26 protein-coding genes are annotated in these 25,823 nt (G+C 62.5%); 15 read left to right on the top strand and 11 right to left on the bottom strand.

The genetic code is table 11. From position 1 onward, the window contains the following. Positions 1-16: 16 nt before the first annotated feature. On the bottom strand, positions 17-715 hold the full coding sequence (locus DLM46_RS11365; protein ID WP_115100854.1) for a response regulator transcription factor: 699 nt from the start codon (positions 713-715) through the stop codon (positions 17-19). Then, positions 712-2,124: a sensor histidine kinase gene (locus tag DLM46_RS11360; protein ID WP_115100853.1), complete on the bottom strand. Its 1,413-nt coding sequence runs from the start codon at positions 2,122-2,124 to the stop codon at positions 712-714. Before DLM46_RS11360 ends, DLM46_RS11365 begins: the two co-directional genes overlap by 4 nt. Before the next feature lie 92 nt (positions 2,125-2,216). Between DLM46_RS11360 and DLM46_RS39370 the strand changes: the two genes are divergently transcribed. Further along, on the top strand, positions 2,217-2,423 hold the full coding sequence (locus DLM46_RS39370) for a hypothetical protein (RefSeq protein WP_165847953.1): 207 nt from the start codon (positions 2,217-2,219) through the stop codon (positions 2,421-2,423). A gap of 162 nt (positions 2,424-2,585) precedes the next feature. Here DLM46_RS39370 and DLM46_RS11350 read toward each other — a convergent pair whose 3' ends face one another. Further along, positions 2,586-3,980: a sensor histidine kinase gene (locus DLM46_RS11350; protein ID WP_115100852.1), complete on the bottom strand. Its 1,395-nt coding sequence runs from the start codon at positions 3,978-3,980 to the stop codon at positions 2,586-2,588. After that, positions 3,970-4,647, bottom strand: coding sequence for a response regulator (locus tag DLM46_RS11345; protein WP_115100851.1), 678 nt, complete (start codon positions 4,645-4,647; stop codon positions 3,970-3,972). The genes DLM46_RS11350 and DLM46_RS11345 overlap by 11 nt, the downstream gene beginning before the upstream one ends. A gap of 294 nt (positions 4,648-4,941) precedes the next feature. Here DLM46_RS11345 and DLM46_RS11340 point away from each other — a divergent pair, with 294 nt between their 5' ends. From DLM46_RS11340 to DLM46_RS11310, 7 genes are all read left to right on the top strand, one after another. Next, entirely contained in the window at positions 4,942-5,964 is a 1,023-nt protein-coding gene (locus DLM46_RS11340) for an ABC transporter substrate-binding protein (RefSeq protein WP_115100850.1), read from the top strand. 39 nt (positions 5,965-6,003) lie between these two features. Then, complete coding sequence (locus DLM46_RS11335; RefSeq protein ID WP_115100849.1) at positions 6,004-6,798, top strand: ABC transporter ATP-binding protein; 795 nt, start codon at positions 6,004-6,006, stop codon at positions 6,796-6,798. 16 nt (positions 6,799-6,814) lie between these two features. After that, positions 6,815-7,678 carry an ABC transporter permease gene (locus DLM46_RS11330; RefSeq protein WP_115100848.1) on the top strand — a complete coding sequence of 288 codons (864 nt, stop codon included), beginning with the start codon at positions 6,815-6,817 and terminating at the stop codon, positions 7,676-7,678. Between the two features lie 490 nt (positions 7,679-8,168). Beyond that, entirely contained in the window at positions 8,169-8,429 is a 261-nt protein-coding gene (locus DLM46_RS11325; RefSeq protein ID WP_133300326.1) for a hypothetical protein, read from the top strand. Positions 8,430-8,764: 335 nt separating this feature from the next. After that, positions 8,765-10,228: a tetratricopeptide repeat protein gene (locus tag DLM46_RS11320; protein WP_115100846.1), complete on the top strand. Its 1,464-nt coding sequence runs from the start codon at positions 8,765-8,767 to the stop codon at positions 10,226-10,228. 191 nt (positions 10,229-10,419) lie between these two features. Further along, the gene (locus DLM46_RS11315; protein ID WP_115100948.1) at positions 10,420-11,973 is read left to right on the top strand and encodes an alkaline phosphatase family protein; all 1,554 of its coding nucleotides are present in this window, start codon (positions 10,420-10,422) and stop codon (positions 11,971-11,973) included. 183 nt (positions 11,974-12,156) lie between these two features. Further along, positions 12,157-12,474, top strand: coding sequence for a DUF4148 domain-containing protein (locus DLM46_RS11310; RefSeq protein WP_115100845.1), 318 nt, complete (start codon positions 12,157-12,159; stop codon positions 12,472-12,474). A 458-nt stretch (positions 12,475-12,932) separates the two neighbouring features. Here the strand turns inward: DLM46_RS11310 and DLM46_RS11305 are convergent, their stop codons facing one another. From DLM46_RS11305 to DLM46_RS11290, 4 genes are all read right to left on the bottom strand, one after another. Further along, entirely contained in the window at positions 12,933-13,181 is a 249-nt protein-coding gene (locus DLM46_RS11305; protein WP_115100844.1) for a hypothetical protein, read from the bottom strand. Between the two features lie 177 nt (positions 13,182-13,358). Further along, on the bottom strand, positions 13,359-14,483 hold the full coding sequence (locus DLM46_RS11300) for an aminotransferase (RefSeq protein WP_115100843.1): 1,125 nt from the start codon (positions 14,481-14,483) through the stop codon (positions 13,359-13,361). 49 nt (positions 14,484-14,532) lie between these two features. Beyond that, positions 14,533-15,774 (bottom strand): NAD(P)/FAD-dependent oxidoreductase, encoded by a 1,242-nt coding sequence (locus DLM46_RS11295; protein ID WP_115100842.1) that lies wholly within the window; start codon positions 15,772-15,774, stop codon positions 14,533-14,535. Between the two features lie 66 nt (positions 15,775-15,840). After that, positions 15,841-16,629 carry an ABC transporter substrate-binding protein gene (locus DLM46_RS11290; protein ID WP_115100841.1) on the bottom strand — a complete coding sequence of 263 codons (789 nt, stop codon included), beginning with the start codon at positions 16,627-16,629 and terminating at the stop codon, positions 15,841-15,843. Positions 16,630-16,856: 227 nt separating this feature from the next. On the opposite strand from DLM46_RS11290, the gene DLM46_RS11285 reads away from it, so the two are divergent. Both DLM46_RS11285 and DLM46_RS11280 read left to right on the top strand, forming a co-directional pair. After that, positions 16,857-17,831, top strand: a complete 975-nt coding sequence (locus DLM46_RS11285; protein WP_115100840.1) for an ornithine cyclodeaminase family protein — start codon at positions 16,857-16,859, stop codon at positions 17,829-17,831. A 96-nt stretch (positions 17,832-17,927) separates the two neighbouring features. Next, positions 17,928-18,572 carry a helix-turn-helix transcriptional regulator gene (locus DLM46_RS11280; RefSeq protein ID WP_115100839.1) on the top strand — a complete coding sequence of 215 codons (645 nt, stop codon included), beginning with the start codon at positions 17,928-17,930 and terminating at the stop codon, positions 18,570-18,572. Positions 18,573-18,574: 2 nt separating this feature from the next. On the opposite strand, the gene DLM46_RS11275 is transcribed toward DLM46_RS11280, so the two are convergent. Continuing rightward, positions 18,575-19,627, bottom strand: coding sequence for a phytoene/squalene synthase family protein (locus DLM46_RS11275; protein ID WP_115100838.1), 1,053 nt, complete (start codon positions 19,625-19,627; stop codon positions 18,575-18,577). A 351-nt stretch (positions 19,628-19,978) separates the two neighbouring features. After that, the gene (locus DLM46_RS40905; protein WP_279635182.1) at positions 19,979-20,110 is read right to left on the bottom strand and encodes a hypothetical protein; all 132 of its coding nucleotides are present in this window, start codon (positions 20,108-20,110) and stop codon (positions 19,979-19,981) included. A 209-nt stretch (positions 20,111-20,319) separates the two neighbouring features. Between DLM46_RS40905 and DLM46_RS11265 the strand changes: the two genes are divergently transcribed. From DLM46_RS11265 to tehA, 5 genes are read left to right on the top strand one after another with little or no spacing between them, the layout of a single operon-like run. Next, positions 20,320-20,664, top strand: a complete 345-nt coding sequence (locus DLM46_RS11265) for a DUF2345 domain-containing protein (RefSeq protein WP_115100947.1) — start codon at positions 20,320-20,322, stop codon at positions 20,662-20,664. Positions 20,665-20,668: 4 nt separating this feature from the next. Next, entirely contained in the window at positions 20,669-21,619 is a 951-nt protein-coding gene (locus DLM46_RS40175) for a M23 family metallopeptidase (protein WP_244306081.1), read from the top strand. Continuing rightward, positions 21,531-23,606: an ImcF-related family protein gene (locus DLM46_RS11255; RefSeq protein WP_244306078.1), complete on the top strand. Its 2,076-nt coding sequence runs from the start codon at positions 21,531-21,533 to the stop codon at positions 23,604-23,606. The genes DLM46_RS40175 and DLM46_RS11255 overlap by 89 nt, the downstream gene beginning before the upstream one ends. Further along, positions 23,603-23,776 (top strand): hypothetical protein, encoded by a 174-nt coding sequence (locus tag DLM46_RS39365; protein ID WP_165847952.1) that lies wholly within the window; start codon positions 23,603-23,605, stop codon positions 23,774-23,776. The genes DLM46_RS11255 and DLM46_RS39365 overlap by 4 nt, the downstream gene beginning before the upstream one ends. 58 nt (positions 23,777-23,834) lie before the next feature. Further along, complete coding sequence (tehA, locus tag DLM46_RS11250; RefSeq protein WP_115100835.1) at positions 23,835-24,845, top strand: dicarboxylate transporter/tellurite-resistance protein TehA; 1,011 nt, start codon at positions 23,835-23,837, stop codon at positions 24,843-24,845. Here the strand turns inward: tehA and bla are convergent. Further along, entirely contained in the window at positions 24,838-25,776 is a 939-nt protein-coding gene (bla, locus tag DLM46_RS11245; RefSeq protein WP_115100834.1) for a class A beta-lactamase, read from the bottom strand. The two genes, tehA and bla, sit on opposite strands and share 8 nt — an antisense overlap. Between the last annotated feature and the right edge of the window lie 47 nt (positions 25,777-25,823).

The following is a 25,823-nucleotide window of genomic DNA, read 5'->3' as shown; positions in this document are numbered from 1 at the left end:
ACGGCTACAGCGGCGGCTACAGCGCCCCGGCAAACGCTTCGCGAGGCTCTTCTTCGCGCAGGATGTAGCCCAGTCCGCGCAAGGTCATGATCTTCGCGTTCGAACTCGCGAGATGCTTGCGCAGACGGTGAATGTAGATGTCGATCGCATCGGCGCTCGGTTCGTCGTCGAGATTGAAGACGCTGTCCATCAGCGTGGTCTTCGAGACGGTCTTGCCCTGCTTGAGAATCAGCGCTTCGAGGATCGCGTGTTCGCGCCGGCGCAGCGGCAACAGCTCGTTTTGCAGCAGGAATTCGCGTGTGTCGAACAGATAGCGCAGATCGCCGCAGTCGATCGACTGGCCCTTGTCGCCCGCCGCCTGACGGCGGATCAGCGCCTTGATGCGCGCCACCAGTTCGCGTGCGTCGAAGGGCTTGACGACGTAGTCGTCTGCGCCGGCCGAGAAGCAGGCGACCTTGTCGTCGGTCGAGCCGTTGGCGGTCAGCATCAGCACCGGCACGTTGTCGCGCTTGCGGCGCAAACGCGCGAGCACATCCTTGCCGCCGATGCCCGGCAGGCGCATATCGAGCAGCACCGCGTCGTAGCATTGCGATCCGAGCAGCGTCTCCGCACTCTCGCCGTCCTGCGCCCAGTCCAGCGCGAAATTTTCGACCTGCATCAGGTTGATGACCCAGCGCGCCAGGTCTGCGTCGTCTTCGACAAGCAGCAGTTTCATATGTCTCCCCTTGCCGCGTTTCGGACCGCGGCTGCCCACAAGCGCATCTCGACGGTCGCGACGAGGCCGACACCGTCTTCTCCCGGCCCGAGTGTGACGGTGCCGCCCTGCCGATGGGCGATCTCGCGCACGATCGGCAAACCGAGGCCGGTTCCGTCCGCGTGGTTCGATGCGCGATAGAAGCGCTCGAACACGCGCGCCCTCGCCTCGGCCTTGATACCCGGCCCGTTGTCGACGACCCGCACGATCGCCATGTCGTTGCTGCGCTGCGTCTGCACCGTGACGCGGCCGCCCGCTTGCGTATAGCGCAGCGCGTTATCGACGAGATTGGTCACCAGCGCCGCGGTCAGCGCCTCGTCTCCGGTAACTTGCAAACCGTCTTCCAGCTCCGCGCCCAGATCGATTTCACGCGACTGGGCGAATGCAATCAGTTCTTCGAGCACGCCCGCGATCAATGCGCTCAGATCGACGCGTTCGTGTTCTTTCGACGGCGCAGCGGACTCCGCCTGAGCGAGCAGCAGCAGCTTGTTGGTCAGCGTCGTCATCTTGCGGCTGCTCTTGTGCATGCCGGCCAGTGCTTCGGCGAGCCGCGCGTCGCGATTCTCGCGCTGCCGTGCGAACTGGATCTGCGCATCGAGCAGCGTGAGCGGCGTGCGCAGCTGATGCGCGGCATCGGAGATGAACTGCCGCTGCGCGGTGGCCTGCTGGCGCATGCGCGCGATGCACTGATTGATCGCCTCGACGATCGGCCGCAGCTCCACATGAAGCCGCGCCACGCGAATCGGTTCGAGCTGCGATGGATTGCGATCCTCGACATCGTCTTTCACTTTCATCAGCGGACGCAGTTCGAAGGTCAACCCGAGATAGACGAAGACCATCGCGAGCACCAGCGTGAGCACCTCGCCGAACAGTTGGGGACGCAGCAGGCGCCACACCATCGCGTCGCGCGAGCCTTCCGTCTTGGCGACCGCCACCACGACTTCCTCGGTACGCCCCGAGTCGTACAGCTGCCGCACGTAAGTGGCGGCGCGCACGGCACGGCCATCGTCGAGATGGGTGGCATAGAGCCTGGGGCCGACGCCGGCGCCGGCGCCAGGTGGCAACGGCAGATCGGGGGTACCCGCCAGCAGACGATGCCCGCTCGCCTCGACGCGATAGAACACGCTGTCCTGCTCGGGCGATTCGAACAGTTCGAGCGCGGCCGGCGGAATCTGAATCACGATGTTGCCGTTATCCCAGTCGACGTCCTCGCCGATGATCCGCATCGACGAAAGCAACGCATTGTCCTGCACCAGATCGGCCGTGGTCTGCGCGTTGCGGAACGAAATCATGCCGGAAATGGAAACGAACGCAGCCAGCGGCAGCAATAGCCACCACAGCAAACGTCCGCGCAAACTGCCTGAAAACACGATTCGGCGTTCCTCTTGTCTCAGGAGGCCGGCGCACCTCGCGGCGCGCCCGGCATCCATCTGATGGTTTGACCTGTTTCACGAACTGACTCGTGAAAGCTCTCGACTCCTCGATATGGCGGTCCTTCATCGCAGGATTGAAGCCCGCGAGCACCGTCAGCACCTTCAGCACCTTCAGCACCTTCAGCACCTTCAGCACCTTCAGCACCTTCAGCACCGAAGCAGCCAGGAACAGTGGGAGCGACGCCGCAACCATGGCACGGACGGCGCGCGAAGCCCGTCAGGACATGGCTCGTTGAGAATGTCTCCGTTTTGTCCCGTATCCGGGCGGGCGTCTAATCGGTCGCCCGCGAAAATTCTAGAGGCGCAAATCCTTCTATAAGCTTTCGGTTGTTCGTTTCCTGCGTCAATTGCGGGTTTGTCCCGACGCCGGCCGAACCCGATACGCGCCGAGGTGTTCGTCAGAGCGGCGGCGGCACTTCTGCCGCCGCTCGCGGGAACGACACCGTTACGTGCACGCCTTTGCCGCCCTCGCCGGGCTTGAGCGTGATTTCGCCGTGATGCGCATCCGCGATCTCGCGCACGATCGCGAGGCCGAGCCCGGTCCCTTCGGTATCCGTCGACGCCCGGAAGAACGGTTCAAACACACGGCTGCGCGACTCGGGCGGAATGCCCGGCCCGTCGTCGAGCACGCTGAGCGTGACCGTTTGCGCGTCGGCGCTGACGGCGACGGTGACATGGCCGCCCTTGCCGGAGTAGCGAATCGCGTTCTCCGCCAGATTCGCGATCATCGCCTGCAGCAGGCCGCGGTGCCCCGCCACCGGCGCGGACCCGTTCAGCTCGGCGCCCAGATCGATGTCGCGGGCCTGTGCGAGCAGCGCCAGGTCTTCCACCACTTCCATGGCCAGCGGCACGAAATCCACCGTTTCCACGGCCAACTGCGTGTTGTCGGCCGCCTCGGCCTGCGCGAGCAGCAGCAGCTTGTTGGTCAGCCCGACCATCGAACCGTTGCTGCGATGCATGGCCGCGAGTGCTTCAGCGAGCGCGGGCGTCAAGCCGTCCTGCTGGCGCGCGAACTGCAACTGCGTGCCCAGCAGCGTAAGCGGCGTGCGCAACTGGTGCGCGGCATCGGCGATGAAGCGCCGTTGCGCGGCCACCTGGACACCCAGCCGCGCGATACATTGGTTGATCGCCTCGACGATCGGTCGCAACTCCGTGTGCAGGCGCTCGACGCGAATCGGCTCCAACTGCATCGGATCGCGATCGGCCACCTCCTCCTTCACTTTCATCAGAGGACGCAACTCGAAGGTCAGGCCGATGCACACCAGCGCGACCGCCAGCACGATCATCTCGATCTGCCGCACGAGCTGCGGCTGCCACAGCTGCTGCGCCATCGCATCGCGCGAGCGCACGGTCTTGCCGACGGTCACGAGCACGTGACGCGTCGCGCCGTTATCGTACATTTGCCGAACCAGGCCGACGGCGCGCACAGGCTGGCCATGCAGGTCGGCGTAGTAGTGATCGGGCGTGTCGGGTGCCTGCGCCTTACGCTGCGGGAAATCCGGCGTGCCCGCCAGCAGCCGCCCGTCGTCGACGCTCACGCTGTAGAACACCTGGTCGCGGTACGGCGACACGAACACTTCGAGCGCCGCGGGCGGCACATCGACACGCAGGAACCCGTCCACCCATTCCACTTCGCCCGCGATCATACGCGCCGACGAAATCAGCTGATTGTCCTGCACCAGATCCGCGGTGCGCCGCGCGTTGTCGTACTCGGCCTTGCCCGTGACGAACACGTATAACGCAAGCGGCACCAGCAGCCACCACAGCAAACGCATGCGCAGGCTATTGGTCATCGTCTTTCTTGCGCAGCAGATAGCCGAGCCCGCGCAGCGTGACGATCGCCGCCGAACTGCCATCCAGCTTCTTGCGCAGCCGCGAGATATAGATTTCAATCGCGTCTTCGCTCGGCTCGTCTGCGAGCGTGAAGATCGCGTCCGCCAGCGCCGGTTTCGTCACCGTCTTGCCGAGCCGCAGAATCAGCGTTTCGAGCACCGTGCGCTCGCGCGGCGTGACGTTCAGCGGCGCGCCTTTCAGCGTGAACTGGCGCGTGTCGATATCGAAAGCGAGGTCGCCGCACATCACCTCGCCGGCCTTCGACGGCGTCTGCCGCCGGATCAGCACCTTGATGCGCGCCACCAGTTCCCGCACTTCGAACGGCTTGACCAGGTAGTCGTCCGCGCCGGCGCCGAGCAATTCCACTTTTTCGTCGATCGAACCGCTCGCGGTCAGGATCAGCACCGGCGTCGCGTCGCCGCGCTGCCGCAGCCGCCGCAGCACGTTCTTGCCCGACAGCTTCGGCAGATTCAGGTCGAGCAGGATCACGTCGTAGTGGTTGGTGCGCAGAAGCTGGTCGGCGGCATCGCCGTCCTGCACGGCGTCGAGCGCGAACGACTCCTGCTCCAGCATCTTCGCGAGCCAGTGCGCCAGCGTGGGGTTGTCTTCGATGAGCAGCAGCTTCATGGCGGGAACGGCAAAAGTCAGGACGCCGATTGTGCCGTAAAACAAGAGCTTTGCGCGCGTCTCGCGTGCTTTGCGGCGTACGTCGTGGTGTTCAAGGCGCGCTGGCGGCCCGGTTTCGCCCGGGTTCCAGCTCAGTTCCGGCTCATTTCCGGCTCAGTTCCGGGTTAACACCCATGATTTGCCTGCAGCCCAGAAAGCTGCCAGAAGGTTTCCGATTTCTATAATCCTCGACATTCATCCAGAAAGCGCCGCATTTTTTCACCCCGCGGCGACCATACCTAAGGAGACTGCTCCATGCGTACCTTGCGCCAGATTGCCGCTGTGACAGGTGTTGCGTTCACCCTTGCCGCCGCGTCGGCCGCCGCTCATGCCGAGAAGCTCACCATCATGGTCGGCGGCGCTACCAAGATCATCTACCTGCCGGCCAAGCTCACGGAACAGCTCGGCTACTTCAAGGACGAAGGTCTCGACGTCGAAATCCTCTCGCAACCGGCGGGCGTCGATGCGGAAAACGAACTGCTCGCGGGCGCCGTGCAAGGCGTGGTGGGCTTCTACGATCACACCATCGATCTGCAGAGCAAGGGCAAGGAAGTCCAGGCGCTGGTGATTTTCGGCCAGGTGCCGGGTGAAGTCGAAATGGTCTCCACCAAGGCCTCCGAAACGATCAAGAGCATGGCCGACGTGAAGGGCAAGACGCTTGGCGTGACCGGCCTCGGCTCGTCCACCAGCTTCCTCACGCAATACCTCGCGCAGCGCGCGGGCGTGCCGTCGACGCAATACACGCTGCTGCCGGTCGGCGCGGACAACAGCTTCATCGCCGCCATCAAGCAGAACCGGATCGACGCCGGCATGACGACCGAGCCGACCGTGTCGCAGCTGCTGAAGACCGGCGACGCGAAGGTGCTGGTCGACATGCGCACGCTGGAAGGCACGCGCGCCGCACTCGGCGGCACGTATCCGGCTTCGAGCTTCTACGTGCAGCGCGCGTGGGCCGACTCGCACAAGGACGACGCAGCGAAACTCTCGCACGCGTTCGCGAAGACGCTGAACTTCATCGCCACGCATAGCGCCGACGAGATCGCGGCCAAGATGCCGAAGGACTACTACGGCAATAACAAGGACCTTTACGTCGGCGCGCTGAAGGCATCGCTGCCGATGTTCACGAAGGACGGCAAGATGCCCGCCGACGGCCCCGACACGGTGCTGAAGGTGCTGTCGGCCTTCAATCCTTCCGTCAAGGGTAAGCATATCGACCTCGCCAAGACCTACACCAACGACTTCGTGTCGTCGGCACCGGTCAAGACCGCGGCGAAGTAACACACTTTCAACATTACGAGAACAGCGAGGCATCAGCCGATGAATCAACCTATGTCACGCGATACGCCAGCCATCGAGTTCCGCAACGTATCGTGCCGTTTCATTTCTCCCGACGGCAAGGCGACCATCGCGTTGCGCGACTTCAGCATGTCGGTGGCGCGCGGCGAGTTCGTCGCCGTAGTCGGCCCGACGGGCTGCGGCAAATCGACGACGCTCAGCATGATCACCGGCCTCCTGAAGCCGACCACCGGTGAAGTGCGCGTCATGGGCGCACCGGTGGACGGCATCGATCCGCGCATCGGCTTCGTGTTCCAGGCCGACGCCGTGTTCCCGTGGCGCTCGGTGATCGACAACGTCGCGGCCGGCCCGCTGTATCGCGGCCGCTCGAAATCCGCCGCCTACGACGAAGCCAACGAATGGCTGCGCCGCGTCGGCCTCGACAAGTTCGGCAAACACTATCCGCATCAGCTGTCGGGCGGTATGCGCAAGCGCGTGGCGCTCGCGCAGACCTTCATCAACAAGCCGGAAATCCTGCTGATGGACGAGCCCTTCTCGGCGCTCGACATGCAAACCCGCACGCTGATGCAGGACGAACTGCTGCAACTGTGGGGCGGTGCCGGCTCGGTGGTGTTCGTCACGCACGATCTGGAAGAAGCGATTGCGCTCGCCGATCGCGTGTTCGTTCTGACCGCACGCCCGGCTACGCTGAAGAAAGTGTACGAAATCGATCTGCCGCGTCCGCGCGTCACGTCGGAAGTTCGCTACGACCAACGCTTTATCGAAATCTCGCGCGACATCTGGCACGACCTGCGCGAAGAAGTGCAGATCGGTTAATCAAGGAACGGCAAACATGTCTACTACCTCTCAACAAATGATGCCTTCGGGTATCGATCCGGCGGCGCTTGCGCAAGTCGAACGCATCGCGCAAAAACGCATCCGGCAACGTCATGCGTTGGTGATTTCGCTGCGCATTCTCGTGCTGGTGGTCGTGCTTGGCGGCTGGGAACTGTCGGCGCGCCTGAAGTGGATCGATCCGTTCTTCTTCTCGATGCCGAGCGCGATCTTCGCACAGATCATCGACTGGTTCGTGAACGGCACTTCGCAGGGTCCGTTGCTCACGCAAGTGTGGGTCACGCTGGAGGAAACCGGGCTCGGCTTCATCATCGGTTCGGTGGCCGGCGTGTTCTGCGGCATCGTGCTCGGCCGCAACAAGTTGCTGTCCGACGTGTTCAGTCTCTACATCAAGATCGCCAATTCGATTCCGCGTGTGGTGCTCGGCTCGGTGTTCGTGATCGCGCTCGGTCTCGGGATGGCGTCGAAGGTGGCGCTCGCCGTGGTGATGGTGTTCTTCGTCGTGTTCGCCAACGCGTTCCAGGGCGTGCGTGAAGCCGACCGTTACATGATCGCGAATGCGCAGATTCTCGGTGCGTCGCGCCGCCAGGTAACGACTTCGGTTGTGATTCCGTCGGCGCTCAGCTGGATTCTCGCGAGCTTGCACGTGAGCTTCGGCTTCGCGCTGGTCGGCGCGGTGGTCGGCGAGTTCCTCGGTTCGAAGCAAGGTATCGGCTTGCTGATCTCCACGGCTCAAGGCGCCTTCAACGCAAGCGGTGTGTTCGCGGCGATGATTGTGTTGGCGGTGGTCGCACTGGCGGCGGACTATCTGTTGACCGCTGTCGAACAGCGGTTGTTGAAGTGGCGGCCGACGGCGGCTTAACCGGACCGTCAGGTTGTACAGTGCAAAGGGCGCCTCGGGCGCCCTTTGTCGTTTACGCGCTGGCGCCAGGCGCCCGCCAGATTCGCCTGTTTGGCGAGGGTTTCGACGGCTATCCCCCACGCACTGCCCCACAGCAATCGTCGTATAAAAATATCAAATCCGAACCCGCCTATTCCGCATTAAGGATGGCTGATTAATGCTTAAGTTTCATTGCGGCTGGCTCGTCTCATTCTCATAGTGGACGCAAGCCGCTTCTCTGAGGTCCGTCAAACGACAATGCCACAGCATGCACCTTTCCGTTGCGAGAGGAAGGTCTTCCGGTAACGCACTTCTCTGGTGCGCTGCGCAGAACTTGTTTGACACTCAAAGCCAGTGACTGTCTCCACTCTGTGTCTCGTCAGACCGCTCGGCCGTTATCGCGAGTAATCCGACGGGGGTTTTTGCAATGAGGTGTCGCGAGGGCGACGCCAGCAGTTTGAAGGAGATGGAAATGAAGAAGGTTTTGATGATCGCAGGCGGACTACTTTGCGCGCTTTCCTGGCAAGCACGTGCCCAGGACGCCAGCACGGAGACGACCGCGCAAGCACCGCAGGCCGTTGTCGACTCCGTCGGCGGGCAGCCTGCAACCACCACGATGTCGGGTGGTCCCGCACAGGGGCTAACGCGCGAGCAGGTTTACCAGCAGCTTCTGCAATCGCAGCGAAGTGGTGAAGCTGCTCGAATGCAGGAGCTTTTCAGGGGAGGCAATTGAGCTGGCAGGCTGATTTCTCGACGCCACTGCTCCAACCCAGGTAAGACGCCGCGTCGCTTGCTACGGCATGCAGGCTAACGCGGCGCCTGCTCGAATACACCGACTCCTTGCGCCTGCAACCGCTTTTGCGCGTCCCCGTTCCCGCCTGTGTGTCCCTCGACCGAACTTCTGATCCGCATCCGTTGCCCGAGGGACAACACTGTGTACACCTCGATATCGTCGCAGAGACGCCTCAAGCCCGCCAGACAACGCTCAGCGCGTGATGGCACGGACGATGCATGACAGCCGTCACCCAAGTCGGGTACTTACCTATTCCGGTCGAATCGAGGTGAATCATGTCGAGTTTCCAGGGCCAGCATCGGACAATGAACTGGCGAGGCCGCCCGTTCTACCGAACCGGCAACGCGGGCCGCCGTAGCAGCAGCCATTCAAGTGGGTTTTTACAAGCCTTACTTCGCGCCGCGGAACGGATCTGGCACGGCCCGAAAGAACTCTGGCCGTACGTGTTGCCGTGGCTGGGCGTGCTTCTGGCCATCGTGTTTTTGGGCCTCGTGGTGCGCGGCGTGCTCACGCGACAGTTGCTGGTGCCGCCGGTCGAAACGCCAAAGTCGCTGGTGGAACGCGGCTATACCTCCAATTTCCTCGCAGAGCGAATCATGTCCGCGATGAGGGAGATCAGTCAGGACGCCGAGTCGATTCCACACGACGCATTGACCGACTACGACGCGCAACCGGATATCCAGATTCCCGGTCAGGACGTATCCTATGCATCGACGGTCCGCTTCATCAAGGGCATCGTCAATCGTCCGGATGTGGCCGTTCACGTCGGCATCATGAAGATGGACGACGGCGCCGATTCCTACCTAGCGCACGTGCAGATCGAAGGCGGCCCGTTCGACTCCCGCGAGCGTACGGTGCGGTTCGTCGGGACCGACCTGGAAAAATTCGTCAGCGACATCGCCATCGAGGCAATGCGGCTCGCCGAGCCGAACATACTCGCAAGCCATCTTTACTCCGACATTCAGAAGACCAGGTGTTCGTTGGCGCAATGCGACTACGGCGAGATCGTCAAGATATATGACGAGGTGCTTGCACTGCCGGCTTCCGAGCAAGGCGAATGGGCGCAGGCGGGCAAAGCGTGGCTGCTCGTCAGTCAGGGGCTGTCAAAAAAAGCGGAACAGCAAAGCCGCGAGGCGCTGACCGTGTACAAGGATTCGGCGGTTCTGCGGGCCAGCCTCGGGGTCGCACTCGAACAGCAGCACCGCATCGACGACGCGCTCGACGCTCTCCAGGCCGGCGCAGGCGAAAAATCGAGGACGGCCGAAAACCTGCGTCTTCTCGGTGACGTGCTGTTGCATGCAAAGCACTATCCAGAAGCGCTCGACGCCTTCACAAAGGCAAACAGGATGGCGCCGGGCTCCGTGAACAATCTGCACGACTGGGCTGAGGCGCTCGTGGCCGTCGGCCGCTACGACGAAGCGATCGACAAGCTCTCCCGCGCGGTGGCGCTGCGCCCCGACCTTGCGCCGTCGTATGTCGAATGGGGCCAGGCGCTCGAACTTAAAGGCGATCCGCTCGGCGCCGGGTACAAATATGCGCAAGCATTGGAACTCGACCCGGACACTTTGTCGGCTCGGGAGAATCACATGGCTCGGCTCAGCAAGGCGTTTCGGGGCGCCGATAGTCCTGACACGCCCTCGCCCGACGCGAAGGCCAGACCCGTTTCGAATCCGCCTGCGGCCTCCGGGCTTCAGGCAGCCCAAATCGATGCCCGATGGGTCGCAACGCCGACGGCCTAGCTCAAACGCATCGCTTGTTGCAGGGGCAAACATCGCTGGAGAGGAGATGGTCGATTCCCGTTCAAGGCACTGAGACTCTTTCGCCGCGCCGCGTTTTGCGCTACGTTTGCAACGCTGGCAAGCTCAAACGATCAGGCTCGAACGGTAGTGCGCACACTGAATCCATCCAATCCCCTGCTGGAGCGATGAATATGAGTGACGTCCACAACGGCGAAGCGGCGGTAAGCAACGCAAGTACAACGAACGCTGCACAGCAGGATCACATCGACCATGTGGTTCTGCTGCTGATGGAAAACCACTCGTTCGATCAGATGCTCGGATGTCTGGACACAGTGCACAAGGGGCTGGACGGCATCCGGAACGCATCGTCGAAATCGAACGACGACGGCAAAGGCCACACGTTTTACCCCCGCGCGACAAGCGAGCGGCAGATGAAGCTCGATCCCAATCACGGACACGCGGCCGTGTTAGAGCAACTCCAGGGTGACAACGGCGGCTTCGTTCGATCCTTTGCAACGGACTACCCGAAGAGCAGCCTCGCCGCGCGGCAAGACGTCATGGGCTACTATCCGCTCAACTTTCTGCCGGCATTGCACACACTAGGCGCGCAATTCACCGTTTGCGACAGATGGTTCTCGTCATTGCCTGGCCCGACCTGGCCGAACCGGTATTTCGCTCTGACGGGCACATCGATGGGTCAGGTCGAGATGCCCTCGGGACTCGACGCGCTAAATCCGAAGTGGTACACCGAGCAAACCCAGGACACGATTTTCGACCGCCTGAACGAGGCGAAGAAAACGTGGAAGATTTACTTCTACGATTTTCCCGCGTCACTGCTGTTGACGAATCAGAGGCGCGCCGAAAACCTCGCGAACTACCGCTTGTTCAACGAGTTCTTCGACGACGCAGCCGGCCCCGAGAATGAGTTTCCGGCGTTCGTGCTGATCGAGCCCAAGTACTTCGGCGAAGCGCAGAACGACGATCATCCGCCGCACAACATCATGAAGGCGGAGAAGCTGATCGCCGATACCTACAATGCGCTGCGCTCCAATCAGGCCTTGTGGGAGCGCACGCTGCTAGTCGTGCTGTACGACGAGCATGGCGGTTTCTTCGACCACGTGCCGCCGCCGTCCGATGCGGTCGCACCCGATGAGCACGTCGATGCATTCGATTTCACCCGGCTCGGCGTGCGCGTGCCCGCCATTCTGATTTCACCGTGGTGCGATCCCGGTGTGTGTCACGTGCAATTCGATCATTCAAGCCTGCTGAAGTATCTCACTGACAAGTGGACGCTTGGACCGCTCGGCCAACGCGTGCAGGCCGCGGCAAGCGCCGGGTTGGCGATCCGGTCGATCGGCGTTGCCCGGACAGATACGCCACCGTTTATCCGCGTCACCAATCAGTCGCTGATTCCTGAGCACGTGGACCTCGAACGGAAGTCTTCTAATGGCAATCAGCACGGGCTCAATCATTTCGCCGATCACCTGCACGCCGAACTCGACTTGCTGGCCGCGGGCCTGGTGGAATCGGCCGCACAACTCGCCCGCACGGAGACCGTCTGGATACGTTTGAAAAGCGCACTCGGCTCCGCGATGGTGAGTTTCGGACAATGGCTGAGCAAAGACTTTTATGAAGCACAAAGTGAACGGGAAAAGCGCACCGGCCACGCATTCACGCGTTTGAAGCAATCCGCAGCCAATACCGCCAATGCGCCGGCCGCCGGCAGCACGGTGACGCCGCCCTAGCGTTGGCAGCGCGCTGTTGTTGCCAACAGAAGGCCGTGCTCCCCGCTTTTATCTCAAATCTCGCAACAAACTTTACCTGAAGTGGCGATTACTCCAGCCAGATCGCAAATCTACAATGCAATCACTGACTACGAACAAGAACGCTCGTAGTAAAGATAAGGACCGAACTGGAGGTAGTTCATCATGAAATCGCTCATTCAAGCCGTTGTTATTGCCGCTGTACTCGCCGCGCCGGTTGCCTCGTTTGCGCAGTCCAACCAGCCGGTGACCCGCGCACAAGTGCGCGCCGAACTGGTTCAACTCGAGAAAGCCGGCTACCAGCCGGGCCGCTCGGATCCGTATTACCCGGCCGACATCCAGGCTGCGCAAACCCGTGTCGCCGCGCAAAACGGCACAGCTCAACCGGCCGCAAGCGCTTACGGCGGTGTGGCCGGAGGCTCGTCGCAGACGGGACATGCGGTTCCGGTTGACGGCCCGAAGTCGGTGTATTTCGGCAACTAAGTTTTGACAGCCGAGCTTTGACAACCAAGCTTTGGCAGCGAGGCTTTGGAAACGAGGCTTTGGGAACCACGCTTCGGCAACCACGCTTTGGCAACCACGCTTCGGCAACCACGCTTCGGCAACCACGCTTCGGCAACCACGCTTCGGCAGCGACGCTTCGGCAGCCAGGCTTTGGAAACGAGGCTTCGGCAACCAAGCTCTGACAACCAAGCTTCGCGACCCAGGCTGCCAGCGGCACGAACCGCTGACGCCTTGCTGACCGGCTGTTGAGCGCGAGAAACGCCCACGCGCTGCTTCAAAAAGAACTGGCCCGCTATCGAGCATCCCCGATCGCGGGCCAGTTCCGTATTCGATACCTCCGTCATCGGGCTCCCGATGACTTCGCCTGGACCTTCGCGGTCTGGGCGCTTTTTCGTCGACGCGTTTTCGTTACGCGATCTCTGCGCGGAACGCGCCGCTCAATCGCGTGCGATCAGATCGCCCACTTGTCCGCGACCCGTAACAAGGCAGCTCGACAGGAAATTTTCGCCCTGGCTGCTGGCTCCGGCCTCGCCGAATCCCTTTTTCAACGCGTCCAGTTTGATCATCTCCGCGCCTCTTGCGCAGGTTATCGTCCCCACCTCTCCCGCCTGGGCGCGCATCAACGCCCTATCCGCCATCAGATAGCCAAGCAGCAACACCACGGCAATATTGAACACTTGTCGCATGGTTCGTCTCCTCTTTTGAAGAGACTAACGCGAACCATGGATGCAGGATGCTAGGGGTTTCCCGATTGGCCGGTGTGAGATGATGCAGATTGAATGCGCGCTTTCGCGGTTGAAAGCCTCGCTTGCCATGACAGACTTGAAGTCGCGGTGCAGCGAAGCCTGCTCACGCCACCGCGTTCATCCGCCCCGCTTCGCGAGGAATTGGGACACTTTGGCCAAGCCAGCCTCGAGCACATTGCGGTTATTGGCGTAGCCGATGCGCACGTAGCCTTCCATGTCGAGCGCGCTGCCCGGCGTGAACATCACCCCGGTCTGCTCGATCAGCGCCGTGCAGAAATCGCGCGACGACATCGGCAAAGCGTATTTCAGCAGCGCCGTAGTGCCGGATTTCGGCTTGATGTACGAGATTGCCGGCTCCTTTTCGACCCAAGCGTCGACGATCGCCAGATTGGTGCGCACGATGTCGTGATTGCGCGCGAGAATCGCGGCGCGGTGTTCAAGCGCGACGGTCGCGAAGTGATCGTCGATCATGCCCACGCTGATCGTGTTGTAGTCGCGATGAATCGCGACCGCATGGATCAATTCCTTCGGACCCGCAATCCAGCCGAGCCGCAGCCCCGCCAACGAATAGGTCTTGGACATGCTTGCTGTGCTGATGCCGCGCTCGTAGACGTCCGCAATGGAGACCGTGTAGCCGCTACCGTGCTGATCGGTGCCGCGATACACCTCGTCGCACAGCAGGTATGCGCCGCACGATCGCGCGATCTCGCTCACCTCGCCGAGAAACTTCTCGTCCATCAACGATCCCGTCGGGTTGTTAGGATTGTTGATCGCTATCAGCTTTGTTCTGCCGTTGACGAGGCTTCGCAGTTCGGCGAGATCCGGCAGGAACGCATTTTCCTCGCGCAGCTTGAGAATGCGCACGTCCGCACCATAGCTCTGCGGAATCGAATAGTGTTGCTGGTACGTCGGCAGCACCGAGATCACCGTATCGCCGGGTTCGACCAGCGTCTCGTACACCAGTGCATTGCCGCCGATCGCGCCATGCGTGACGATCACATTAGCCGGCGTTTGATGTTCGTACATCGCCGAGATCGCCTCTCGCAAACGCATGGAGCCCTCGATGGCGCCGTAGGTGAGCTTGAGCGCACGCAACTCGTCGAGGATGCTGTCCTGCTTGCCCGTGAGGGTCAGCAACTGATCGACCGTCAGCGATTCGACGCAGGTTTCCGCGAGGTTGTACGTGCATTGGTTTTCATAGAGGTCCATCCAGCGCTCGACGCCGAATTCCCTGATCTTCATTTCACGCTCCTGATTTTTCAAATCGCGCCGACGTCTCCGGCCAGTCTAGCTAGCGGAACCGCTCTGGACGAAACGGATGTACGTCGGCAAACGGCGTAGCGCCGGTCATCATTTCCGCCAGCAGGCGCCCTGTGACGGGACCGAGCGTCAAGCCATGATGGTTATGTCCAAAAGAAAACCAGAGGCCGCGATGCCGGGGTGCAGGTCCGATCACGGGCCGCATGTCGGGCGTGCACGGACGCAGCCCGAGCCATGGTTTCTCATCGAGACGATCCCCCAGACCGAATACCGGCCTGGCGATACGTTCCGCGCGGTCGAGTTGAACCGCGGTGGGCGCCGCATCGCGCGCGGCGATCTCGACGCCGGTGGTGAGACGCAAGCCGCCGCGCATCGGTGCGATCACGTAGCCTTCCTCAGTATCGACAACCGGCACCGACAGCATCGCTTGCATGGGCCGGTAGTGCATGTGATACCCGCGTTTCGCGCGCAACGGAATGCGGTAGCCGAGCGGCGCGAATACCGTGTCCGACCACGCTCCAAGCGCGACTACCACTTCCTTTGCACTGATTTTCCCGACACTTGTCTGGACGGTCCAGGCATCGCCTTCGGCCCGCACGGTGGCCGCGTCGCCGGTCAGCAGCGTGCCGCCGCCGTCTTCGAACAGACGCGCGTAGCCCTTCGTCAGCGCGCCGGGATCGGAGATGCTCTTCGGGTCCTGCCAGTGCAGCGCGCCACAAAAGCCCAAGCCAATGCCGGGCTCCCGCTTGCGGAGCGCCGCCGCATCGAGCGGCACGAGGCGCAGGCCATGCTGGCGCGCGGAGACTTCGGCGGCGGCCGCCTGCTGATCGAACTCGGCCCGCGTGCGAAACGCTTCGATCCAGCCGCCGTCGCGCGCGAGGTTGCCAAGACCGGCGCGCTCGATCAGCGCATCGTGTTCGGCGACGCTTTTCCGGATCAACGGCAGCATGTCGCGCGCAGCCATCGCGAGACGCTCCGGTGACGACTCCCACCAGAAACGCCCGAGCCACGTCGCGAACGCAGGGAGTGCCCGGTAGTCCCAATAGAGGTCGGTTGACCGATTGCGGGCGTAGCGCAGCAGCGTGCCGAGACGGCGCGGAAACCCATAAGGCACGATCGACGACGACTCGATCAAGCCCGCGTTGCCGAAGCTGGTTTCCTCGCCGGGGCCACGCCGGTCGACCAGCGCGACGCGGCGTCCGCGATCCTGCAGATGCAGCGCGGACGACACGCCGACAATGCCGGCGCCCAGTACGATTACATCGAAATCCATAAACTCGCTCTGTGTTGCGCACCGGCTTGCGCGGATCGGATCTGTCGGCCCCGGCCCTGGAGCCGGTTACTTCGCAATGATGTCGCGCTTGAAGTACTTCATCGACAGATTGCTCAGCGTGCCGTCCTTCTTCAGCGCGGCGAGCGCGGCGTTGATCTTGCCGCCCAGCGCCTTGTCGCCCTTGCGCATGCCGAAGCCGGTGCCTTCGCCGAGCGTGGCCGGATCTTTGAGCGGTTCGCCGACGATCACATAGTCGTGGCCGGCCGGCTTGTCCAGAAACCCGTCCTGCGCGGTCTGCGCTTCCTGGACCGCCGCATCCAGACGTCCGGCGACCAGGTCCGCATAGACCTGATCCTGGTCCTGATACGACACGATCTTGACGCCTGCATTCTCCCAGTGCTGCTTGAGGAAATCTTCCTGCGACGACGCCTGCAATACCCCGACGCGCTTGCCCTGAAGACTCTTCGCATCGGGCAACAGCGTGGAGCCGCGCTTCGCGACCATCACGATCGGCACGACGTAGATCGCCGGCGTGAAATCGATACTCTGCTTACGCTTGGCAGTGATGTTCATCGCCGAATTGATGGCGTCGAATTTGCGCGCCTGCAACGCGGGAATCAGACCATCGAACGAGTTTTCCACCCACACGCATTTCACGCCCATCTTCGCGCAGACGGCATTGCCGACGTCGATGTCGAACCCCTGCAACTGGCCGGTCGGCGACTTGCTTTCGAACGGCGGGTAAGCGGCTTCGATACCGAAACGCAAGCTGCCTGCGGTTTCGGCGTTGACCGTGCCGGCCACGCTGACTAACGCGGCGGCGAGACAGAGTGAAAGCGAAATCTTGAGATTCATGATGGTTCCAGCCGTGGTGGGTATCGCTAGAAATAGGGTTCGGGTGAAACAGCCATGAGACCGCCGGCGCCGGTGGGCATGAACCGAGTCCATCGCTGTTCTGGAACACAAGTCTATTCTGGACTCAGACAATTGCAAGCATTTTTCAAAAATAATAGTCCAGACTGGACTTTGAATTTAGAATTGCGTCATCGCCGGAACCCGGCAACGACTTGGAGAGCAGGCCAATGAGCAATCGCCAAACGAACGACACACCGCTGATCGTCCAGCAGGACGCCGTGCGCAAGTCCCTGCCAGATCTGGATGTGCGCCGCGCGCTGACGCAGATGTTTCGCGCGCTCGGTCATGAAGATGCGGTCCAGCCGCCGCAAAGCCTCACGCTGTTTCCCGCCGACGCGGGCGATTTCATCACGTACCTCGGCGTCATCGCCGAGGCCAAGGTATTCGGCGCGAAGCTGTCGCCGTACATCGTGACAGGCGCGAATCCGATCATCACCGCCTGGACGGCGCTGATGTCGATGGAAACCGGCCAGCCGCTGATGTGGTGCGACGCCGGCCTGCTCACCATCGAGCGCACGGCCGGCGCGACGGCGCTCGCGGTCGAACATCTTGCGGCAACCGGCGCGCGCCGCCTGGCGATCGTCGGCGCCGGAGCGGTCGGACAAGCGCACCTGCGCCATATCGCGCCGTTGCGGCATTGGGACTCGATCCAGGTGTTCTCGCCCGGACTGCACGGCAACGAGGCGAAACGCGCGGCGGTTACCGCGCTGAATGCACAGGTGACGATCAGCGCCACACTCGCAGAATGCGTACGCGACGCGGACGTGGTGGCGCTGTGCACTTCATCGGGCACGCCCGTGTTGCCGGAGGGCATGCTGGCGAAACCGGCGCTGATCACCTCGATCAGCACAAACGCCGCGAATGCACACGAGATCCCGCCCGCGTGGCTGACGGAGATGGACGTATATTGCGACTACCGGCGCACCACGCCCGCCAGCGCGGGAGAAATGAAGCTGGCGGCCGAGCGGCACGGATGGTCGCCGCAAAGCGTGGTGGCTGACCTGCCTGAATTAGTTTGCGGCAGGGCCGATAAACCGTCTTACCGGAAGCACGCTTTTTTTCGCTCGATCGGACTCGGACTGGAGGATGTGGCAATCGCGTACGAGCTGTGGCGGCATCTGACGTTGAAAATCGCCGCATAAACGCCGTGGCAAAATAGCACGGACCACACGGATCGGCGGCTGCGTGAACAATCCGATGCCGGACATCGCTGCCACCTGAAAACTGCACCCATCTCCATGCGAAAGACAAAAACCACACCGGCTCGCCGGCTTCTGCTCGAGCGATATAGCCGTGTCGCCGACGGTATCGCGCTGCTCTTTTTCCCGTATGTCGAGATCGTCATTCACGACCTTCGGAGCCAGACAGTCGCGTATATCGCCAACAATCTGTCGAAGCGCGAGTTGGGCGATGAATCAGCGCTGGAAGAGATCGACCACGTCGCGACGCCAGGCACGATCGGTCCATACGAGAAGATCAATTGGGACGGTCGGCGCATGCGCTGTGTCAGCACGGTGTTGTTCGACGACGCCGGCGCCGCTGTCGGCGTGATGTGCATCAACTACAACATTGCCGTCTTCGATGAAGTGAAACACGTCATCGACCTTGTCGTTTCAGGCGCGGGCGTCGTGAAGCAACCCGAGGAACTGTTCAAGGACGACTGGCAGGAACGCATCAACACGTTCCTTCACGCATGGCTTCGGGAACGCCAGTTGGCGTTGAACTCATTGACCCGCGATCACCGGCGCGAACTCGTCGAAGCGCTTTGGGCGGAGGGCGCCTTCAAAGGAAAGAGCGCAGCGAACTACGTTGCCAACGTTCTGGGAATGGGACGCGCAACGGTGTATCAGCACATCAGGGATCTGCGGGACGCGGCGGAGTAGCGTCACATTCCGAGGCGCGCTTCGATTTTTTCGATCCGCCGCTCCACCGACTTGCGCACAAGCGCATTCGACGGCACCAGCAGCATTGAAGACGCGATGATCTTGTACACGTCGTTGCGCCGCACCTTGGAGACCTTGGCCGGGTCGAGCCAGGCGTCGTTATCGGCCAGCAACAACAGCGTGTCGAGGCCGATCAGCACCGGCCACAAACAGGCCAGACGCAAGCGCACGGAAAACGCGGGAATCGCGAGCGTGTATGCCAGAGCCTCGCGGAAGTGATCCAGAGCCTTGCGCACGAGTTCCACCATCAGTGGCCGCGCGCGGGCCGAATTGCCCGGCAACAGGAGGTCTTGCGCGCTCAAGCCGAAGCGATCCAGCATCGTGCCGGGAAGATAGCAGCGGCCGATCCGCAGATCTTTGCCGCAATCGCGCAGCACATTGGTCATCTGCAGCGCTTTGCCGAAGCGCACACCCCGGCGCGTCATCGTCCCGGGTTGCTCCTTCAGCGTGCCGGGCATGTGCGCGTAGGTCATCGTGGTCCAGAATTCGCCGACACATCCCGCCACCAGATAGGTGTAACGGTCGAGCTCGTCATAGTCGCGAAGCGCGACGATCTGCCCGGATTGCTCGTCGGGAAAGGCTCGAAGATCGAACTCCATGCCTTCGGTCAGCGTCGAGACGATCCCGCGCACGGCCTTCAAATCGGACTCGCTCAGTTGCGACAACACCTCCAGCGTGGGTCCGAGCGACTCGAGCAACACCTTTTCATCCGACTGGATCTGCTGACCGGTCACTTCGGCTGCTATGCGCCGGATCGAAGCACCATCGTCCGAAGCGCCGTTGACCTGGTCGCGCAGCGACAACAGCAACGCGAGACGTTGTTCCGGCGGAATCAGCGACGTGTCCGCGATCGTGTCGGCGGCGCGCGCCAACAGGTACGCGAGGCCGATCGGATCGCGCATCCCGGCGGGCAGCACGCGCAGGGTGAGGTAAAAGGAGCGTGAAACGCCTTTCAGGAGCGGGCCGAGAAGAAAGGCCCGGGTGGGATTAGGCATGAATGGGATCAGGTCGGTATTGGGCAGAAATCAGGTGCTGCCGAATTGTATACGCCGTAACGCTCCTGCTGTGCGGCGCGGAATGCTCGAACTCCGCGCGACTGACCTTCCGTATCTCAAGGCAAGCGTCTGGACGCTCAGTCGCTCAACCCGAGCAGGCCGATCGCGTTCTGCTTCAGAATCAGGGGCTGCACCTCGTCCCTGAAGCCGGCCTGTCTGAAATCCTCCAGCCACGTCGCCGAGAGGGATCGGCTCCGAATACTCCAGACTCAGCTCTCCACCATTGCGCATGTCCGGGCCCATGCCGGAATGTCCGCGATGAAACACGATCGTCGGACGATGTTCGGCGATTCACTCGTACTGCGGATAAGCGAGCCGGACATTGGCAAATAACGCTTGCATCGTCGGATGAGACTTGAAGCCCCGCACACCGTTTTCCTCCACTCGCTTGCGCGCCTCCCGAACGCCCAGCCAGATCGCCATCGAAGCCGCACATTTAGCGAGTGACTGATTCACCTGCCGACGAATGCTTCCGCCTCATCTCAAAATAACAACTGCAAACAATCGCCTACCTCGGATTTGTCTTATAGACACGCTTTGGTCTGCCGATTTAGCGTGTAGCCCCGAATGGCATTGGCCCGCTCGCATGCGTGTCCCTGTCGATCGACAAGAAAACGGAGATCACTGCTGTCATGCGAACCATCAAAGATGTTCTGCAGCATCCGAGTGCCAGGCTGACCCAACACCTCGGTTTTCAGGCGCAGAGCGATGCACTGGATCTGTTCGCCGACCAGCAGCTGCGCGTGGCGAGCGCGAGCCAGGACGTGCTGGTGGCCGGGAATACGAAGGCGGTCATGGCCAGCGGCGGCGCCGCGCTCACGATCGAGGACGGTAATGTTGTATTCCACTGTCCAGGCGAGTTCCGGATCAAGGCGGCGTCGTTCACCTTCGAGGGACCCGCGAATTTTGAAACCGCGCTGCCCAATTTGCCGCAAGGCGAATTGACAGTTACGAAGCTCTACAACATGTCGCGCTAAGACGATGATTGTCAGCCCTCCTTTTCTGCCCATTGCGGGCACGACGTCAACCAACCTCGCGCTCACCGACCCGATGATGAGCATCGTGGACGATTTCGAACTGGCGCATGGTATCTATCCGATCGCGTTCGACCGCCGCTGGCACACCGGTGTGCATCTCTACCCGGCCACGCGAAACGAGAAAGTACGCGCCATTGCGGACGGTGAAGTCGTGGCGTATCGGGAGTGCCAGCACGCCATTGATGGCGGCAGCGCGCTCGACAGCAACGCGGGTTTCGTACTGCTCAAACATACTAGTGAAACGGGTGACGGCCGGACGCTGACGTTTTACTCGCTATACATGCATTTGCTGGAGTTGAGCGCATACAACAGCGTTGGCGTAAGCGGGAACGATCTGCCGGAATTTCTGCGCATGCCTTCGCCCGGAGGAATCCTGAATCCCGCCGTGGCGCCTCCCGCACAAGCAGGGAGCGGAAAAAAGGTTTCCCGGAAGGACGTGCTCGGACTCCCGGGGCGTTGCCACGGGCAGCGGCATATCCACTTCGAGATCTTTATGCTGCCCGATGATTTCGATCATTATTTCGGCGCGACGCAACTCGGGAACACACAACCCCATACGCCCGCGGGTACCGACTACTGGGGGCATAGCTACTTCATTATTCCGGCGGGTCAAACGTTCGTGGCGCAGCCGCCGGGTACGGTCGATGGCAAATTGCAGGGCATCGCTTTTGATGCCCTGCAAAGCGGTCAAAACGAGCAACCTTTGCATATCGAATCGTACTTTCACAGAGGCAGCAGGTACACGAGCGTGTGGAGTGTCGCAACCGTACCGGACCGCTGCGGACCGCAACCTGCAGCGCCCGGTCGTGCAGACCCTTCAGGCCACGCTCACCGATCTCGCGCAGGTGCGCGCCGATGCGCTGCAGAGCCACGATGCGCAGCGGCACGGCTATAACGCACTCAAGGCGTACCTGATGCTTGCCGAACCCGGCCGCACCGATCCCGCGTTCCTCAAGGACCAGGTCCTCGCCGCGTGGCCCGCACAGCCGGCGATGTCGACCGGCGAATGGTTTGACACGTCGCTACGTCTCGCCAGCTTCTATGCGGATCACCTGAAAGCCCATCCCGAGTGGCGCATCAACGCGTCCGACGGCATCGTGACTGCCTCGCGCAATATGCTCGTCAACCAGATTGGACTCGCGAATGCCGACGACACCGTGTACGAGAACGTGCTCGAAGACGCGAAAGGCAAGTACGCAGACGCGTCGCTCACGACGCTGCTCAACGGCGCGGACGCGCGTGGCCTGTTCGCCACTGCGCGGACAGTACCGGGTATCTACACCCGTGCAGCGTGGGACGGCATGATTGCCGACGCCATCGACAAGGCCGCGAGCGGCAAGCGCGTGAGCGGTGACTGGGTCCTGTCAGGCGGTAGTCCGGCGCAGTCCGTGGGCAATGCCGTCGTGACCACAGCGGCAGCTATCGACGGGACACGGGCAAGCGACGACCTCAAGGCACGGCTGACCGCCCGCTACTTCGCTGAATACGCCGCGGCGTGGCAGGGCCTGCTCAACAGCATCCAGTGGCAGCCGGCAGCGAACCTGAACGGCGCGATCGACCAGCTCACGCGCCTCGCGGACGCACAAACCTCGCCATTGATCGCGCTGATGAAGTCCGTGCAGTACCAGGCGCAGGCGGGCCGTCCGTCGCAGGCACTGACCGACACGCTGGTGCGCAAGGCGCAAAGCCTGATCCCCCAAGGGGACTTCCTTCGGGGCGTCGGCAGCGATGACAAGGCGCGGGAATTCGCCGTCAATCCGCTCGACAAGCCGTTCGGGCCACTGCTCGCGCTGTTGGGTGACAGTGGCACGAGCGCGAACAACGCAGGCACTGCAGCGAATACACCGACCGCCCTCAACGGCGTGAGCCTCGCGCGCTACCTGACGGTGGCGACCACGATGCGCCTGAAGCTCCAGCAGATCGCGGCGAGTCCCGATGCCCAGGCGATGGCCCGCTCGCTCGCACAGGCCGTGTTCCAGGGCAAGCTCTCGGAACTCGCGCAGGCACGCGACGACGCAGCGCTCACGGCAGCCAGCCTCGGCACGCAGTGGGCCGGCTTCGGCGACGCCGTGTTCGCGCGCCCCCTCGATACCGCCTGGCAGACGATCCTTCAGCCGGCCGCAGCGAGCCTGAACGAAGCATGGCGCGCAAGCGTCGCCACACCTTTCAGGAGCACATTCAACGGTCGCTATCCATTCTTCGAGTCGAATGCCGACGCGTCCTTTGCGGAACTGGGGCGCTACGTGCGTCCCGACACCGGGCTGATCGCCCGCTTCGTCACGACGCAGCTGGCTGGTGTACTGAAGCCGCAAGGCGACCAGTGGGTGCCCGATGAGCTGGCGCCGCAGGCGCTGCAGTTCGATCCGGCGTTCCTTGCCGCGATCCGCCAGTTGTCGACGCTCGGCGCGCAACTGTATGCGCAGGGTGACGCGGGCTATCGCTTCGAGATCATGGCGCTGCCTTCCGCGAACGTGACCCGTACGGAACTCACCGTCGACGGCAAGCCCGTCGTCTACTTCAACCAGCGGGAATCCTGGAGCGCGCTGGTGTGGCCGGGTAACGGCCTGAACGGCCGTGCGGGCCTGATGTGGGAGATGGTCAATGCGGGCCTGCGCCAGGCATTCGATGCGACCGGCGACTGGGCCTTCCTGCGGCTGCTCGCCCAGGCCCAGATCAAGCCGCTCGACAGCAGCCGCTACGAACTGACGTGGGACCAGCCGGATGCCGCGCCGCTGCGCTACTTGCTGCGCACGCAGGTCGGCGCGGGACCGCTCGATCTGCTCAAGCTCCGGGGCTTCACAATGCCCGAGCGCATCTTTATGGTCAGCAAGGCGGGCGCCGTGCCCGTGCTTCCCCCTTTACCGCCGGAGATGACGCCATGAGTGACCAGGACAATCCGCTTCTGAAATACCACGAAGCGGAGATGCGCTATCTGCGCAACGCGAGCAGTGAGTTCGCGGCACAGCCCGCCCGGCGATTCCACCTTGAGACGATCGCGCAATTTATTGAGTCTTGCCCGCGTTCGCCGTTCTGCCGCCGCCCTCTACAGTGAGCCATCGATCGCGCAAAGCCAGAACATCGGCGCGCGACGCAACTTTCGGAGGTCGGTGATGAACAGCAATCGTGGCTCGATTCCGGTGGCTTTCTTCAGTATCGCGGTGGGCGCATTGGCATTCGCCAATATGTGGCGCGTCGCAATCAGGGTTTGGCATCTGCCCGCCGTCGCAACGGGAGTGCTGAGCGTCGCGGCGCTCGCCGTGTGGCTGGTCATTCTGCTTGCCTACGAGCATAAGTGGCTGACGCGCGCGGCGGACGCTCGCGCGGAAATGCAGCACCCTGTGCAATCGTCGTTTGCCGCGCTCGGGCCGGTTTCCAGCATGCTCGCGGCGCAGCTCCTGCAACCCTATGCGCACACCGCCGCGCTTGCGCTGTTCGGCGTAGCAGCCGTCGTCCAGCTTGCGCTCGGCATGTTTCTGCATGGACGGCTCTGGCAAGGCGGACGCAAGCCGGAATTGATCACGCCGGCCATTTATCTGCCGACCGTGGCGCCGAGTTTCGTCGCGGGCACCGCGGCCGCCGCCTTTGGCTTTCATCAGCTCGGCGGACTGTTCTTCGGCGCCGGCCTATTGTTGTGGCTCGCGATCGAATCGTTGATCCTGCACCGCGCCGCCGTTCATGAACCGCTGCCCGAAGCCTTGCGCCCGATCCTCGGCGTGCAGCTCGCGCCGCCGGTGGTGGGCGGCGTGACCTACCTGAGCCTGACCAAGGGCACGCCCGACCTGTTCGCGCTGATCCTGCTCGGTTATGGACTGTACCAGGCTCTGCTGCTGTTGCGCCTGCTGCCGTGGATTCACCGCCAAGCCTTCGTGCCGGGCTATTGGGCCTTCAGTTTCGGCGTCGCCGCGTTGCCGACGATGGCCATGCGGATGGTCGAACGCGGCGCAACGGGTCCGCTTGAATGGACCGCGCCGGTTCTCTTCGTGGTCGCGAATCTGGTGATCGGGCTGCTGGTGGTGAAGACGCTCGAATTGCTGCTGCGCGGCAAACTGCTTCCCGCCGCCCCGGCGGCCCAGGCCGTTGCCCAGGTCCCCGCCGATTCGCGCATCGCTCGCGCTAGCTGAGCGATGCGGACACCAACGCTCCAACCTTTGCAATCGCAGCGTTGTTGCGCTTCGCGTTGCCGCTCGTTTCGGTGAGATAGACCGACACCAGAATTGGCGCACGTCCGGGCGGCCAAAGAATCGCCACATCGTTCGCCGTGCCGCGATCGCCAGTGCCGGTTTTGTCGCCGACGCGCCAATCCTTCGGCAGCTTTGCGCGGATCCGCTCGTCGCCGGTCTGGTTGGCGACGAGCCATGCCTTCAGTTGCTCACGCGACGACGCGGACAAACGCTCGCCCAGTAGAAGCTCGCGCAGATTGCCGAGCATCGCGTTGGGCGTGGTGGTATCGCGCGGATCGCCGGGAATCGCTTCGTTCAGCGTCGGCTCGATACGATCCAGACGCGTGACGCTGTCGCCCACGCTGCGCGCAAACGCCGTCAAACCCGCTGGACCGCCGAAACTCGCCAGCAGCAGATTGGCCGCGGTGTTGTCGCTGCGGGTGATCGCCGCGTTGCACAGATCGGCGACACTCATGCCCGCGCCGCCGGTGCGCTCGCGCGTGTGCTCGCCCGTGACCGGCGAGTTCGGCAGAAGATCGGCCTTGGAGAATAGGATGCGCCGCTGCAGATCTTCCTGCCCGCGATCCGTGCGCGCCAGCATGGCCGCCGCCGCCAGCAGCTTGAATGTGCTGCACATCGGAAAGCGCTCGTCCATGCGCAAGCCGGCATGCAATCCGGACGCCGTATCGAGTATCGCCACGCCTAAGCGCCCGCCGGTTTCGGCTTCGATTTGCGCGAGCTGCTGACGGATTCGGTCCGCGTTCCCTGCACCGCTTCTTTGCGAGCTTGCGCTCGCTTCCACCACCTTGCCGAACGCACCAACCGACTCAAGCGCAATCCCAGCTATCGAAACGCCCAGCACCGCTCCCGCAAACTTTCGTCTCGTGATCATCGCCGCTCCTTGTGTGAAGCCGCCACTATCGGTTTTCCAGTGCGCGC

It is taken from the genome of Paraburkholderia lacunae, from assembly GCF_003353175.1.
Classification (GTDB): domain Bacteria; phylum Pseudomonadota; class Gammaproteobacteria; order Burkholderiales; family Burkholderiaceae; genus Paraburkholderia; species Paraburkholderia lacunae.
The sequence above is the reverse complement of the archived record's forward strand: the minus strand, read 5'-3'. Positions and strand labels throughout refer to the sequence as shown.